Origin of the sequence: Penaeicola halotolerans, from assembly GCF_016464625.1 — a bacterium.
Lineage (GTDB): Bacteria > Bacteroidota > Bacteroidia > Cytophagales > Cyclobacteriaceae > Penaeicola > Penaeicola halotolerans.
On the sequence record NZ_JAEAGO010000002.1, the window covers coordinates 380,849 to 395,909 of the forward strand.

The 15,061-nt window shown below is 40.9% G+C and carries 12 protein-coding genes; 4 read left to right on the forward strand and 8 right to left on the reverse strand.

What is annotated here, in order from left to right; all coding sequences use genetic code 11:
* Positions 1 to 3: 3 nt before the first annotated feature.
* Positions 4 to 1,590 (forward strand): S8 family peptidase, encoded by a 1,587-nt coding sequence (locus I5349_RS05970; RefSeq protein ID WP_226389831.1) that lies wholly within the window; start codon positions 4 to 6, stop codon positions 1,588 to 1,590.
* 76 nt (positions 1,591 to 1,666) lie between these two features.
* On the opposite strand, the gene I5349_RS05975 is transcribed toward I5349_RS05970, so the two are convergent.
* Complete coding sequence (locus tag I5349_RS05975; protein ID WP_226389832.1) at positions 1,667 to 2,422, reverse strand: hypothetical protein; 756 nt, start codon at positions 2,420 to 2,422, stop codon at positions 1,667 to 1,669.
* A gap of 217 nt (positions 2,423 to 2,639) precedes the next feature.
* Between I5349_RS05975 and polA the strand changes: the two genes are divergently transcribed.
* Entirely contained in the window at positions 2,640 to 5,459 is a 2,820-nt protein-coding gene (polA, locus tag I5349_RS05980) for a DNA polymerase I (RefSeq protein ID WP_226389833.1), read from the forward strand.
* Between the two features lie 7 nt (positions 5,460 to 5,466).
* On the forward strand, positions 5,467 to 6,414 hold the full coding sequence (locus I5349_RS05985) for a pyridoxal-phosphate dependent enzyme (protein WP_226389834.1): 948 nt from the start codon (positions 5,467 to 5,469) through the stop codon (positions 6,412 to 6,414).
* 71 nt (positions 6,415 to 6,485) lie between these two features.
* Here the strand turns inward: I5349_RS05985 and I5349_RS05990 are convergent, their stop codons facing one another.
* The 5 genes from I5349_RS05990 to I5349_RS06010 form a co-directional block, all read right to left on the reverse strand.
* Positions 6,486 to 7,259 (reverse strand): LytR/AlgR family response regulator transcription factor, encoded by a 774-nt coding sequence (locus tag I5349_RS05990; protein WP_226389835.1) that lies wholly within the window; start codon positions 7,257 to 7,259, stop codon positions 6,486 to 6,488.
* On the reverse strand, positions 7,252 to 8,346 hold the full coding sequence (locus I5349_RS14275) for a sensor histidine kinase (protein ID WP_226389836.1): 1,095 nt from the start codon (positions 8,344 to 8,346) through the stop codon (positions 7,252 to 7,254). Before I5349_RS14275 ends, I5349_RS05990 begins: the two co-directional genes overlap by 8 nt.
* A 19-nt stretch (positions 8,347 to 8,365) precedes the next feature.
* A complete protein-coding gene (locus tag I5349_RS06000) occupies positions 8,366 to 9,106 on the reverse strand; it encodes a hypothetical protein (protein ID WP_226389837.1) in 741 nt (246 codons plus the stop codon).
* A 133-nt stretch (positions 9,107 to 9,239) separates the two neighbouring features.
* On the reverse strand, positions 9,240 to 9,836 hold the full coding sequence (locus tag I5349_RS06005; RefSeq protein ID WP_226389838.1) for a DUF4468 domain-containing protein: 597 nt from the start codon (positions 9,834 to 9,836) through the stop codon (positions 9,240 to 9,242).
* 10 nt (positions 9,837 to 9,846) lie between these two features.
* Complete coding sequence (locus tag I5349_RS06010) at positions 9,847 to 10,323, reverse strand: hypothetical protein (protein ID WP_226389839.1); 477 nt, start codon at positions 10,321 to 10,323, stop codon at positions 9,847 to 9,849.
* A gap of 215 nt (positions 10,324 to 10,538) precedes the next feature.
* On the opposite strand from I5349_RS06010, the gene I5349_RS06015 reads away from it, so the two are divergent.
* Complete coding sequence (locus tag I5349_RS06015; protein WP_226389840.1) at positions 10,539 to 12,275, forward strand: M14 family metallopeptidase; 1,737 nt, start codon at positions 10,539 to 10,541, stop codon at positions 12,273 to 12,275.
* Here I5349_RS06015 and radA read toward each other — a convergent pair.
* On the reverse strand, positions 12,272 to 13,648 hold the full coding sequence (radA, locus tag I5349_RS06020) for a DNA repair protein RadA (RefSeq protein ID WP_226389841.1): 1,377 nt from the start codon (positions 13,646 to 13,648) through the stop codon (positions 12,272 to 12,274). The genes I5349_RS06015 and radA overlap by 4 nt on opposite strands.
* Before the next feature lie 66 nt (positions 13,649 to 13,714).
* Positions 13,715 to 14,971 carry a S41 family peptidase gene (locus tag I5349_RS06025; RefSeq protein WP_226389842.1) on the reverse strand — a complete coding sequence of 419 codons (1,257 nt, stop codon included), beginning with the start codon at positions 14,969 to 14,971 and terminating at the stop codon, positions 13,715 to 13,717.
* Between the last annotated feature and the right edge of the window lie 90 nt (positions 14,972 to 15,061).

Consider the following 15,061-nt stretch of genomic DNA (forward strand, 5'->3'; position numbering starts at 1 on the left):
AACATGAAAAGAAGCATTTTATCATTAATTCTACTTTTAGCGCTTAGCATTTCCACTTTTGCGCAGCAGGCCAATCCTGCCAACTGGTATAATTTAGATCCTAAAAAGGACAAGGCACTAGGGGTCAGCACGGAGCGAGCTTATCAGAAGCTCATCAAGAAAAAATCGGGAGAGGATATCATCGTAGCAGTCATAGACAGTGGTATCGATATCCACCATGAAGATCTAAAAAATATCATCTGGGTCAATACTGGCGAGATAGCTGGTAATGGTAAGGACGATGATGGCAATGGCTACATCGATGATGTCTATGGTTGGAACTTCATCGGAGGGGCCAATGGCAATGTCAAATATGATAATCTAGAGCTCACGAGACTTGTAAGAAAATATAGTGAGCAGTTTGAAGGCAAAAGTGTGAGCGCTCTCACAGCCCAAGAGCAAGAAACCTATGAGCGCTATCAAGCCTTAAAGAAAGAGCTTGAGCAAGAGCGTCAGGAACTAGCTCCGCAGGCGGGTTTTTACAAAGCACTCTATGAAGCCCTCGTATCACTCAAAGGGAAAATGGGGAAAGATGAACCTACCAAAGAGGATGTTGCAGCTGTAGAAGCAGCTAACCAAGCAGAAGCTCAAGCGAAACAAATATTGACTTCTGCGCTAGATCAAGCTAGCTATAATGACCTGATGGATGAGCTCAAAGAAGCGGTAGATTACTTTTCATCTAGGGTAGATTATCACCTCAATTTGGACTTTGATCCGAGAGAGATCGTAGGAGATGACTATGATGATCCTACCGAGCGATACTATGGCAATAGCGATGTGATCGGAGAAGATGCTAGACATGGTACACACGTAGCTGGCATCATCGCTGCACAGCGCAACAACCAAATCGGTATCAATGGAGTGGCACAAAATGTACAGATCATGGTGATCAGAGCAGTGCCTGATGGAGATGAGCGAGACAAGGACGTAGCTAATGCCATCCGCTATGCAGTGGACAATGGCGCCAAAGTGATCAATATGAGCTTCGGAAAAGCCTACTCATGGAATAAGGCAGTTGTGGATGAGGCGATTGCTTATGCGGCAGAGAAGGATGTACTACTCGTACATGCTGCTGGTAATGACAATAAAGACAATGATGTAACGGATAACTTCCCCAATGACGAAGTCTTAGAAAAGCCTGACTATGCCAATGTATGGCTTGAGATCGGTGCTAGTACTATTCATGAAGATCAACGCATTCCAGCCTCTTTTTCGAATTATGGTAAGACTCAAGTAGATGTTTTTGCGCCAGGTTATGAGATCAACTCCACTGTACCAGGCTCTAAGTATGAAAACTTGAGTGGTACTTCTATGGCAGCGCCTGTTGTTTCTGGAGTGGCTGCTTTGATCAGGTCTTATTATCCAAATCTCACCGCGGCAGAAGTTAAGGATATCATCCTACAGTCAGCAAGAAAAATCGAAGAGCAAGTTATCCTTCCCGGAGAAGAATCCGTGAAAGTTCCATTTGCAGATTTGAGTCAGACAGGAGCTGTGGTCAATGCGTTTGATGCGATGAAGCTGGCCAAAAAAGTAAGTAAAAAGAAGAAGTAATTTGAAGTGAAGAAAATAAAAAGGGGTAACTGTGGTAGTTGCCCCTTTTTTGGTTTAAATGTTTGGACAAGAATGTTTAGTCGTTGTCGTCATCATCATCATCATCGTCATCATCAAATTCGATTGCGTCTTCGAGTTGATTTCTGAAGATTGAATAAAGTGCACCATTGCCATCTATGTTTCCTGGACCTATTTCGATGATGCCATCATCATTACCATCTGTAGCTGTTGAGAAATCAATATTTGCCAACATACGATCTACATAAAACTGGAGAATGAACTCTGCATCACCTTCTAAGACATAACCGCCATCTTCTTCTTCAATCTCAAAGTCTTCAGATACATCTGTCCAGATAGAAAATATTCTCCCGTCTAAGTTTCCTTCGATTAAGATAGATTTGTTTAACATAGGGTCTGTGCTAGATACTCCCGTAGTTCTAGTGATTTCAAACTCGACTTCTTCTAGACGACCGTTTGGTGTTTGGCCAATACCTAGGTCGACAGTTTGAGCTGCGCCAGACCTGATAAGAGATAGATTGAATGGTCCGCGAAGTTCAATTTCTAGGTCTGTCACACGGTCATTGATGAGGACGTCTTCATACTCAAACTCTACATCAGTGACATTTACATTAAAAGTCGTCACATCAAAGCCATTGCTAATGACAAGGCTATTTGCTGATGCCGTTTGGGCAGAACTAGTGGCAGCAGTCGCTTTCACAGCTACTCTACTAGCATTTGGATCATTCACTTCATCGTCATTACATGCTGAGAATGTAACAAGCGATGCGATAGCCAAAAGGCTAACATTTTTGGTTAGATTGAATTTGTTCATAAAAATAAATGATTTGGTTTACACATCGACATTACCAAGTTCAATGCCAAAAAGTGCCTTTAAATAATAAATTCAAACTTTTGGTAACCTCACACAACATTCATGTGAACAAAGCGTTTTAAGAAACTTTATGTTTTTTCGGTTCTAGAGTGAACTTTTACGACTAGATTTGGCTCCCATCATCAGCCCAATTGGAGATTTTACTTACCTTTAGGTTATGAGTAAAAAAGATAAAAAACTGTTTCTACTGGATGCTATGGCACTCATCTACCGTGCTCACTTTGCCTTCAGTAAAAATCCTCGTATCAACTCCAAAGGTCTCAATACAGGGGTAATGATGGGTTTTACCAATACACTTCTTGAAGTCCTCAAAAAGGAAAACCCCACCCATATCGCGGTAGCTTTTGATACCAAAGCGCCTACTTTTAGACATCAGCAGTTTGAGACTTATAAGGCAAATAGACAAGAACAGCCAGAAGATATAGAAAAAGCGATCCCTTGGGTTAAGGAAATCGTGAAGGCATACAATATTCCCTGCATAGAACTAGATGGCTACGAAGCTGATGACATCATCGGGACGATTGCCAAAAAAGCTGCGCGTGCTGACTTTGAGGTCTATATGATGACGCCTGATAAGGATTACGGGCAGTTGGTAGAGGAGCACATATTTTTATACAAGCCAGCATTCATGGGCAATGGTGTAGATGTGATGGGGCCTAAGGAGGTCTGTGCCAAATGGGACATCGAAAGTGTAGATCAGGTGAGAGACATCTTAGGGCTCATGGGAGATGCAGTGGATAATATCCCAGGTATCCCAGGCATCGGAGAAAAGACTGCTGTCAAACTGCTTAAAGAATACGGAACCATAGAAAATCTCCTGCAGCATACAGATGATTTGAAGGGTAAACAAAAGGAAAATGTGGTCAACTTTGGTCCTCAAGGCTTATTGTCAAAAGAGCTGGCTACCATAGAGATCAATGTACCTGTGGAGTTTGATGAGGCAGCTTTACATTATGATGGACCAAATGAGGATCAACTCAAAGCAATATTTGAGGAGCTTGAATTCAGGACACTTTCTAAGCGTGTTTTTGGTGAAGATGTAGTTAAATCTACTAAGAAAAATGCGACTCCGGATCAGTTGGATATGTTTAGCGCAGCTCCAGCCAAAGAAGAAGAGACTGCAGTCGAAGAGACTTTGCCCTATGATGTCCAAGCGACTGGCAAAGACAACATCCATACAGTAGCGCATGACTATTATGTGATGGATAGCCCTGCCAAAAGAAAAATGCTAATTAGCTATCTGCTCAAGCAAAAAGAGTTTTGCTTTGACACAGAGACTACAGCACTTGATGCTTATGAGGCGGAGCTTGTTGGTTTATCTTTTTCATACAAAGCAAAGGAAGCGTATTATGTGCCGATGCCAGCTGATCAAACCGAGTCAAAAGCTATCCTAGAAGAGTTTAGACCAGTGTTTGAAAATGAGCAAATTCTTAAGATAGCGCAGAACATCAAGTATGATATGCTGGTATTGAAAAACTATGACATGGAAGTGAAGGCTCCTATCTATGACACGATGGTCGCACACTACCTCATAGATCCCGAGAGTAGACACAACATGGATATATTAGCTGAGAATTACCTCAACTACTCTCCTGTATCGATCACTGAGCTGATCGGTAAAAAAGGTAAGAATCAAGGCAATATGCGAGATGTGGAAGTTGCAGAGATCGCAGAATATGCGGCTGAAGATGCAGACATCACTTTTCAACTCAAACAAGTGCTTGACCCTATCCTCCGAGAGACAAATCAGACTAAGCTATTTGAAGAAGTTGAGATGAAGTTGATTCCAGTATTAGCCGATATGGAATACATGGGCGTGAGGGTAGACAATGATAACTTAGGAGAACTTTCTAAAGAGCTAGAAACAGAGAGTGCGGTGATCGAGAAGCGCATTTATGAGCTTGCAGGAGAGCATTTTAACATTGCTTCGCCTAAGCAGCTTGGAGAGATACTCTTTGACAAACTCAAACTTGATCCAAAAGCTAAAAAGACAAAAACAGGACAGTATGCTACGGGAGAGGAGATTCTCTCTAGGATGGCGGCAGAGCACGAAATCGCGCAGGCTATTTTAGATTTTAGACAGTTACAGAAGTTGAAGTCAACCTATGTAGATGCGCTTCCAGAGTTGATTTCGAAAAAAGATGGTCGCATACATACCTCTTATAATCAAACCGTAGCTGCAACAGGTCGACTAAGCTCTACCAATCCAAACCTTCAGAACATCCCGATCCGTACAGAACGAGGCAGAGAGATTCGCAAAGCGTTTGTTCCTAAGGATGATAAGCACACGCTACTAGCAGCAGATTACTCGCAGATAGAGCTTCGTATCATGGCTGCTTTTGCGAAGGATCAAGATATGATCGATGCCTTTAAAAACGGCAGAGACATCCATGCGACTACTGCGAGTAAGATCTACCAAGTACCATTAGAGGAGGTCACTTCTGATATGAGGAGAAAAGCCAAAACAGCCAATTTTGGTATCATTTACGGGATATCTGCATTTGGTCTTTCTCAGCGACTCAATATACCACGAACAGAGGCTAAAGAGATCATAGACGCTTATTTCAAGGAGTTTCAGGCAGTCAAAGACTACATGGATAGTTGCATAGAACAGGCTCGTGAAGTCGAGTATGTAGAAACGATCTTAGGTAGAAGACGCTACTTGAAGGATATCAATTCACGAAACATGACCATGAGAGGCTTTGCAGAGCGAAATGCCATCAATGCCCCGATCCAAGGAAGTGCTGCAGACATGATCAAAGTGGCTATGATACACATACATGACTGGATGAAGACAGAAAAGCTGAAATCCAGTATGATCCTACAGGTACATGATGAATTGGTCTTTGATGCACATCTAGAAGAATTGGACCTACTCAAAGAGAAAATCCCAATACTCATGTCTCAAGCGATCAAACTTGAAGTGCCAATAGAAGTAGAGGTAGGAACAGGAAACACTTGGTTAGAAGCCCATTGATAAATTTATGATCACAAAAGAAGCTATCATCGCAGCCCATGAACGCATACAGTCGCTGATTCATAGAACACCCGTATTGTCGTCTGAAGGTATAGACGCACTCGTGGGCTGTTCAGTGTTTTTTAAGTGTGAAAACTTCCAGAAAGTAGGTGCCTTCAAAATGCGCGGAGCAGCTAATGCTGTCATGCAACTCTCTGATGAAGAAAAAGCAAAAGGAGTGGCCACACACTCTTCGGGTAATCACGCAGCAGCACTGGCTAGAGCGGCTACTAAGCTTGGGATCAAATCTTATATCGTCATGCCTAGCAATGCGCCAGAGATCAAGAAGAAAGCAGTCAAAAGCTATGGCGGAGAGATTATCGAGTGCGAACCTAACTTACAAGCACGCGAAACAACCCTTCAATCTGTGGTAGATCGTACGGGGGCTACTTTTATCCATCCTTATGACAATGAAGCTGTCATCATAGGACAGGCTACTTGTGCAAAAGAATTGATAGAAGATGTGGCCGATTTAGACATCATCATGTCGCCTGTAGGTGGAGGTGGACTGCTCAGCGGAACTGCTTTGAGCACGCACTACTGGGCTCCGAGTGCTACGGTCATCGCAGGAGAACCCACAGGAGCAGATGATGCTGCTCGCTCGATGGCTGCTGGTGAGATCATCCCGATGGTGGGACCGCAGACGATCGCGGATGGACTCTTGACCTCCTTGGGGCAGCGGACATTTCCGATCATCCAAGAGTATGTCAATGAGATCATCACAGTAAGTGACGAAGAGATCATCACTGCTATGAAGATCATCTATGAGCGACTAAAAATCGTGATTGAAACTTCTTGTGCGGTACCATTTGCCGCGCTGATACAACAAAAGGAACGTTTTCAAGGGAAGCGTGTGGGTATCATACTTACTGGAGGAAATGTAGACCTTAAGAGGCTGGGGGAGTTGTTTTCGTGAATTTCAGTTTCCTTTTTCAGCACTGATTATTAAAATAACTTTCCTTGTTTTTATTTCCTTCGCTTAGAAAACTATTCTAGCCAACTGTTAAACTCACCAGTACGGTTTTGGCTGGTTTTCAGTACTGCTTTGTTATTATTGAGATAAACTGCTACCGCATTTTTACTGAAGCGCTCTATTTTGTGTATATATTGTCGCTGTAGTGTCTCACTCCTATTGATTCTGAAAAAGTTTTTAGGATTTAGATGTTCTTCAATTTCTTTTAAAGTGGCTTGAGGCATGATATGCTTTTTGTTCCATTTATCGTAAGCAAATACTACCCCTTCATTTGCTTGAAAATAGACAATGTCTTCAGTTTTGATAAAGTAGATTTCTTGTGCTGCCCTTATACTAAATTGCTCTTTGTAGATTTTTGATAGGGTATCGTTCCCTACAAACATCCGATTAATAGTGTTTAGAAAATCAGCATATTGAGTTTTTTGATGTCCTTTTAATTGTATGAACTTATCCCAAGCCTTCATGAACTTGTCAGCTGAATATGGTTTTAATAAGTAGGCTATACCGCTCGTTTCAAAGGCATTCATCAAAAACTCATCATAGGCGGTTGTGAAAATAATTGGGCAAGAAGGGGTGATAACATCAAAAATCTCGAACGCATTGCCATCTCTCAACTCAATATCAGAAATAATCAAATCTACATCCTGATGCATCTGTAAGTATTCGATAGCTTGCTCCACTGTGTCTATTTCGGCAAGGAGAGTAAAGGAACTACAAGCTTGCTCTAGATATTTAATCAACTTTTTACGCGCAGGAGCTTCATCTTCTATAATTAAAATTTTAAACATAAGCAGCAGATGTTACGACAGGTAAGTTTACACTGAATTTATTGGCTTCGTCTTGTATGGTTATGTTTTGATTGGCAATTAAGGCAAACTGGTCAGCAAGGTTTGCAAGCGCTCTACCGCCAGTTTTTTTCTTGTATTTCTTACTGATTTTGTTGTTACTCACTTCGATAGTCTTTCCTATGGAGATATTGATTACTACGGGGTTTTCAATGGTGCCCAAGTTGTGCTCAATAGCATTTTCAACCAATACTTGCAAACAAAAAGGAGGCACCTTCATATCATCACTAGATTCAATGCCTATAAAGTTTAGCTGATAACAATGAGCATATTTGTGCTCCATCATTTGAAAATAACTCTTTACAAAATCGATCTCCTCACTCAAATTAACTAACTGCTTGCCAGATGTAACTAACGAATAGCGATACAAATCAGCAAAATGATTGAGGAAGTCACTGGCTTTAGTTTTGTCTTCTTCGATAAGCTGATCGAGTGTATTTAAGTTATTAAAAAGAAAATGTGGATTGAGCTGGGTTTTAAGCTGCTCGATTTTGCTGATATCCATTGCCTTGCTTATGGATGATAGTTGTTGCTTAAAACGTACGTTTTCTACAGAATAGCAATAGGCCAAATACAAGCTACCAAAAATAATAAAATCAATAGTGATGCTTAAGTTACTCAATATCAAAGTGCTTTGATTGAAATTACGTTCAAAGGTGTCAAAAATGAGCGCAATACTTAATGACAGAACATTTGATAACATAAGATACACTACCATAGAAAGCACAAAATACCTGAAATAAAGTCTTGGACTGAGGCTTTCTGACTTTACTTTTCTGCCTCCATGGTTGATGGTGGCACGTATCAAAAACATCATCATGAAAGCTGCTAAAAAAGTGGAAATTGGACCATCAGGTAAAAAAATGACCTCTAATCTCTGACCAGCGGTTATTCGGCCACTCACTACTATTAAATAACTGATAAGAAAAACAAAGAAGGTGTAATACTTATCTATTTGGAGGTAATTCAGAATCTTTTTCACGGGATGTAAAATTAGAAACATCCGCGAAACATAATTGATTAGTTTCACGGATGTTTGTATGGGTTATTTATTGAGGCCAAGAACTCACTACTTCTCCTCGCTCATTGAAAACCTCCAGTTTTACTTTGTTTTCCTTATCGATATAGAACATCGCACGTGGCATACCTTTATCATCAAACAAAAACAAACCATTATTTTCACTTCTAGTCTTGCCTAGCATTACCCTAGGAGTGCCGCCAAGTTGGCCCTTTTCCACATACTCTTGATATTTTTGTCTACGCAGCTTTCCGTCAGCTATTCCATTTAGTTCTTCCATGATGATCGAAGTTCCTTCCTGTGTTTCATTTACTGGTCTATCATTAAAAGTTAAGGCGCTTGACACCATTCTTTTATCACCATTTCTAGAATCTGTAGTTAGTAATTGCATTACCTGATCTCCATCATATTGATCATAAGTAAGTGATAGACCAGCACTATGGCCGTTTTCATTTTTGGTACCATCGTAGATAAACCCACCACACTCGATTCCATCTTCATTGTAAAATAACATGCCTGCTCGTTTTTTACGGTCTTTGTTGGTGCCTCTATCGTTGATCTTATCATTTCCATTAGGAAACTGATCCACATTGGTAATCACCATTTTTACTGTACCATCTGGCTCAATGATATTGATACGCTCAACATCTATGGTGCTAAATCTTTGGTTTTGTACACTTTTAAAAGCAAATGCTGAAGCTAATACGATAACAGCCACCGCACACAGGGCAAAGGATCTTAGAAAGATTAGTTCTCGGTTAGTATTTTTCATAATTGTAAAGTTTTTTGTTTTAGAATATGAAGCAATACTAGCCTAAGCTGGAGACAACCAAAACAAGAAAAAAATGAACGCAGGAAGAAATCAAATGAACACAGGAATATGTGTTTTTATGATGAGCTAAAGCTTACCAGTCCTGCCTTAGTATAACAGATTCACTCTTCATGGCTTTAGTCAAATCAGTAATTAGATTATTAATGTAGACATCCATTTGGATGAGTATATAGTCAAATGATCTTCGTTCAAATCGTCTAGTCATCCTTTTAGAAGGGTTGAGCATTTCTTCGCATGGTCCAAAGTCGGGAACTGGTATTTCTTCTAAAAATTGACCTAAACCCATATGATAAAAGTTAGTGATCTCATACATAAACCTCCCATCTCTTAGATAAATAGAAAGGGTATAATTGATAAATCCATAAGGAAAATCAAGGCCAAATCCACCTCTTTTGTAAACTTGAATAAGCCCTTTGCCGACTATTAGGCCATTTTCTCTATCGTCTAACTGAATGACATCCGTGGATGTATTGTATGATTTTGCAAACCATTCTCGAGCTTTAAGATAGAGCTTATCCGCACTTAGGGTGCTGTCTACATAGACGACATCTGTGTAGGTAATTAATTGTGTTTCTTTTGAAATGGGCAACTTAGGTGGGTTCCTTTTTTGCCCCATTACAAAAGAAGTAATGGCTACAATCAGCCATAAGGTCAAGCAGCCTTTTTTCATAAACCAGCGATTAGAGGCTTTGAGGTTTGGCTTGTAGCATGTCGAGCATCATTTTTTGTGCAAACTGACTTTTGAACTCATTGATCTTGACCCAATAGACTATCCAGGTAACTAAGCTGGCAACCCCCGTAATATAATTGAGGACTGGGATGTATGCTAGCACATTTAAAACACACATAGCGATCCCTATTTCATATGCTGGGCGCCCAGTCGGTAAGTGTAGTTTTTGTTTTTCTAGTTCAAGCTTGATCGAGTCCGATATAGCGCCTACTACGATAAAATGATAGACTGTTCCAAAGAAAGGAATGAGCAGCAACCAAACATTGGTAGGCTCCATTTTTCTGTTTTCTGGGGAAATTGCCTTCAGGGTGTTTTGAAGTGTCAAAAGGTAAAAAACAAAGGGAATTAAAAAGATAGCTAAAAAGAACCCTAGCGTAATGAGTACAATAAATATCCCTGCTGATGCTTCAGTTAATAGATCGATCATATTAAATTTTTTTAGTTTGACTAAAAGTAAAATATAACATGCTTCTGTGCAATTTAATGAAGGATAAATTTTGCTCTCACCTTGATTTTAATCATTTAAGAGACGCTGAGATGTCCCTACAACTGCCAGTGTTCGCTGAAAATCACCTTTCCTCAGAAGCAAATTGTGGATTTGATTCTTTTGGCAGATATTGATTTGAAAATTAACCTAAGATCATGAGAAGAGTATTTTTAACTTTAGCATTGGCTATTTTGACCCTATGCACCTATGCACAGGAAGATCTCACAACACTTTTTGAGAAGTCAGGCGGAACAGAAACACCTCCTTATCATGAGGTAATTGCTTATTTCAAAAAGCTCAGCGAGGCTTATCCTAAGCAAATCAAAATGAAGCCTGTGGGTAAAACAGACAGCGGAGAACCTTTACACTTGGTCATATATAATGCTGAGGGAGTTTTTGACTTTGATCAAATCCATGCAGCGGGTAAGCCTGTTCTATTTGTCAATAATGGGATACACCCAGGAGAGCCTGATGGTATAGATGCGAGTATGATGCTACTGAGAGATATGGCTTCAGGCAAAGTGGTCAATAAAGAGGTAGTGGTAGCCTTCGTCCCTGTATATAACATAGGAGGGCATCTCAACAGAAGTGCTTTCAATAGAGTCAATCAAAATGGCCCGATAGAAAGTGGCTTCAGAGGCAATGCACAGAATCTCAACTTAAATAGAGACTTCATGAAAGCTGATGCGCTCAATACACTTGCTTTTTATGAGATTTTTCATGAGTTGAAACCAGACTACTACATAGAGACGCATGTGAGTAATGGGGCAGACTATCAGCATGTGATGACGCTCCTCCCCACACAGCATAATAAACTAGGAGGAACATTAGGAGATTATCTCAAGCAGGAAATGCTACCCTATTTATATGCAGATATGAAGCAAAAGGATTTCCCAATGATCCCTTATGTCAATGCTTACGGAGCGACTCCAGAGAATGGCTGGGCACAGTTTAATGACCCTCCGAGGTTCAGCTCTGGTTTTGCAGCACTTTTCCACACGATAGGCTTCATCACAGAGACACACATGCTCAAGCCATATGATCAACGGACGGCTTCAACTTATGAATTTATCCGAACAGTGATCGAATCGGCCAAGCAAGATGGCGCGCGTGTCAAGGAAATGAGAAAATCTACGGCCAATGCAGTAAAGACCCAGAAAGACTTCGCTTTAGAATACGTACCAAATAGAGAAAAGCCAAGTAAAATTGCATTTATGGGCTATGAGGCAGCTTATAAGCCAAGTGAAATATCTGGTAAGCCTAGACTATACTATGATCGTACAAAACCTTTTACTAAAGAGATCAACTTTTACGATCACTTCGAACCTAGGTTGATCATAGAAAAACCTAAGGCTTACATCATTCCTCAAGGATGGCACGAAGTCATCGGGCTTTTAGAAAAGAATGGCGTACAGTTATCTAGACTGACTGAGGATCAAGAAGTAGAGGTCGGGACGTACTATATAGAAGATTTCAAGACTGCGAGCAGCCCATTTGAAAAGCACTACTTGCATTCTGATATCAAGGTGCGTAAAGTGTCTCAAAAGGTGAAGTTTAGAAAAGGAGATTACCGCATAGAGCTTAATCAATCCGCCAATCGATACATCATCGAAGCGCTGGAACCACAAGGGCCAGACTCCTTTTTTGCTTGGAATTTCTTTGATGCCATACTCGCTTCGAAGGAAGGATATTCTGCCTATATTTTTGAAGATCTCGCAGCTGAGTGGCTCGCGCAAAATCCTGCTATCCAAAAGGAGCTAGAAGCTGCTAAAGCTGCTGATGATAAATTAGCTGAAAACGGTAATGCACAACTTAGATGGGTCTATGAACGCTCTCCATGGAAGGAGAAAGAGCATATGCGATATCCAGTCTTTAGGGTTGAAGGGAATTAAGCAAATAGGTCTTTGTAGACTTCTTCTAACTTAGAAAATGCCTTGACTTGGATGCCAAGCTTACTGGTGTCCAAGCCTTTGGTATTGTATTTAGACACATAGATTTCTTTAAAACCTAGCTTGGCAGCTTCTGCTATGCGGGTTTCGATGCGGTTGACAGCACGAATCTCCCCTCCCAGTCCTACTTCTGCTGCGAAGCATTTAGTACTATCTATGGAGATATCTTGATGGGAAGAGATCACAGATACACAGATCGTAAGGTCGAGCGCAGGGTCTTCTACTTTGATCCCTCCTGCCACATTGAGAAATACGTCTTGGTTGCCCAGCCTCATGCCGCCTCTTTTTTCAAGCACTGCGAGCAGCATATTGAGTCGCTTAGCATCAAAGCCAGTGCTGCTTCGCTGAGGCGTACCGTAGGTGGCGGGACTTACGAGTGACTGTATTTCTATCAGTAGCGGTCTATTTCCTTCGAGTGTAGCCCCTATCGATACACCGCAGAGGTTTTCATCTCGCTGTGAAAGCAATATTTCAGATGGATTGGAGACAGTACGGAGTCCATCGCTGCGCATCTCATAGATTCCTAGCTCACTTGTAGAGCCAAAGCGATTTTTAGTAGTACGCAATATACGATAGGCCATATGGCGATCACCCTCAAACTGCAACACCGTATCAACCATGTGTTCAAGTATCTTAGGTCCAGCGATCGTACCTTCTTTGGTGATGTGTCCTATCAAAAAGACAGGCACTCCAGTTTCTTTAGCATACTTCATCAGCTCGGCTGTGCATTCTCTCACTTGAGAGATACTACCAGCGGCAGACTCTACATAGCTGCTGTGTAGGGTTTGTATAGAGTCTATGACTAGCAAGTCTGGCTCAAGTTGTTCGATTTGCTGAAAAATCTGTTGAGTGGAAGTTTCGCTGAGGATGTAGCAAGTCTCCGATTTGACCGACATGCGTTCAGCGCGCATTTTGATTTGCATCTCGCTCTCTTCTCCTGATACATAGAGGACTTTTTTGCCCTGGAGAGAGATGGCGATCTGAAGCATCAGGGTAGATTTGCCTATTCCAGGTTCACCACCGATCAAAACCAATGACCCAGGAACTATGCCACCGCCCAAGACACGATTGAGTTCTTGGTCAGCAGTTACGATTCTAGGTTGGCTTTCAAAATCAATCTCTTGTAAGCGTTTTGGCTTGGCTACTCGTTTGTCACCAAAGCTACTCTGTTTCCATTGGCCTTTTTGAGGTTCATCTTTTTGGATGACTTCTTCTACATAGGTATTCCATTCTCCACAAGAGGAGCACTTGCCTACCCACTTAGCACTCTGAGCACCACAGTTTTGACAGAAATATGAGGTTTTGACTTTGGCCATATCGAATAATAAATGCTTAAAAATAGCTAAAAGCTAGTGTTTATCAAGTAAAATGAAAAGTGGAGGTCAATCTTTGAATTGTTTCTGAGCAGCTCCTATCCAGTCTTCAAAAACGGTCAGAGTGATATCTGGCTTGATGCCCACTATCTCATATTGGCTGTATTTTTTGATCCGTGTCTTCGTAGTCGTCATTTTGAAGTCAAAGCAAGGGATGTCATGTGATGGGCTTGGCCGATTGCCCAGTCCATAAGCAATCATGCCTGAGGTAGTTTCACCCATTGTGGTCACTTTATCGCTTTCTTTCATTTTGAGGATAAATTGCTCCGCAGCACTAACGGTTTTCTTATTTTGAAGGATGATGACTTCTTTGAGAGATTTGGTCTTTAGGATAAAATCTAAGAGCTCCTGATAACTTCTCTCACCGCCTCCTGTGTTGTTTCTTAGGTCTAAAATAAGCTTGCTAGATGATAGTTGAGGAAGTGTCTTGTCATAAAAGGCATCTATTTCTTTAGTCTTCCAGCCACTAAAATTACTCATGTAAATATAGTCTGTACTATCTGAGAGCTTTTCATAAAAGTAGTCTTCGCTCGAAGGCTTCACGAGCGGTTTGAAGGAGATCTGTTCATCTATCGATTTTTTATACCAGTCTCCACCATTCAAAAGCCCATCTCCATAAGTTAGATTAGCGTGATGTGGCTGATGAGCATCATCATACATAATGCCTTCTAGTTGATTTTCATCTCTTAGATACAGGATCCATTTGACCTGTCCTTTTTCCCAAAGACCAGTATTTGAGTTGGTCACGATGCCTAGAAACTTTCCTTCTCGGCTTTGGTCTTTGATGAGAGCTACTTCTTCACGTTTATATTGATCAGTATAGACACCCTCTATAGGAGAGGAAAAAGTAAACTGCTCAGGGCTAGTGCGAATACGACTCGTATTGAGGAATGCTTCAGACTCTTTGAACTTACTAAGCCTTTGTTCAAAAGGGACCTCCGTGTCAAACAGGATATTTTTGCTATTATCAGGATAGACAAAGAGATGTTTGTCTCTGTAAATCAAAAGATAACGTTCAAGATAAGCTAAACAGTTTATACTAGCTTTTGGGTCTTCTGTTATTTGACTAGCAATGTGATTCTGATAAGATTGGAGGCTGTCTAAGCCTATTCTTTTTTTAGTGTCTTTGTAGCTTTTGGCACTTTGGACGATCGTGGCTGCTTGATCCAAAGCGGTGAGACAGTCACAGTTTTGAGCCAACAGCTGTTGAGCAAATAACAAACTGATGACTAGTACTAAATATTTTGTCTGGAGGATATTTTGCATAGTTAAAAGGTTTATAAAAAAGTAAAGCAAGATTTATATCTAAAACTAGAGTGGGGAAAGGAGGTTTTCATGACTGATCTTTTCTTTCCG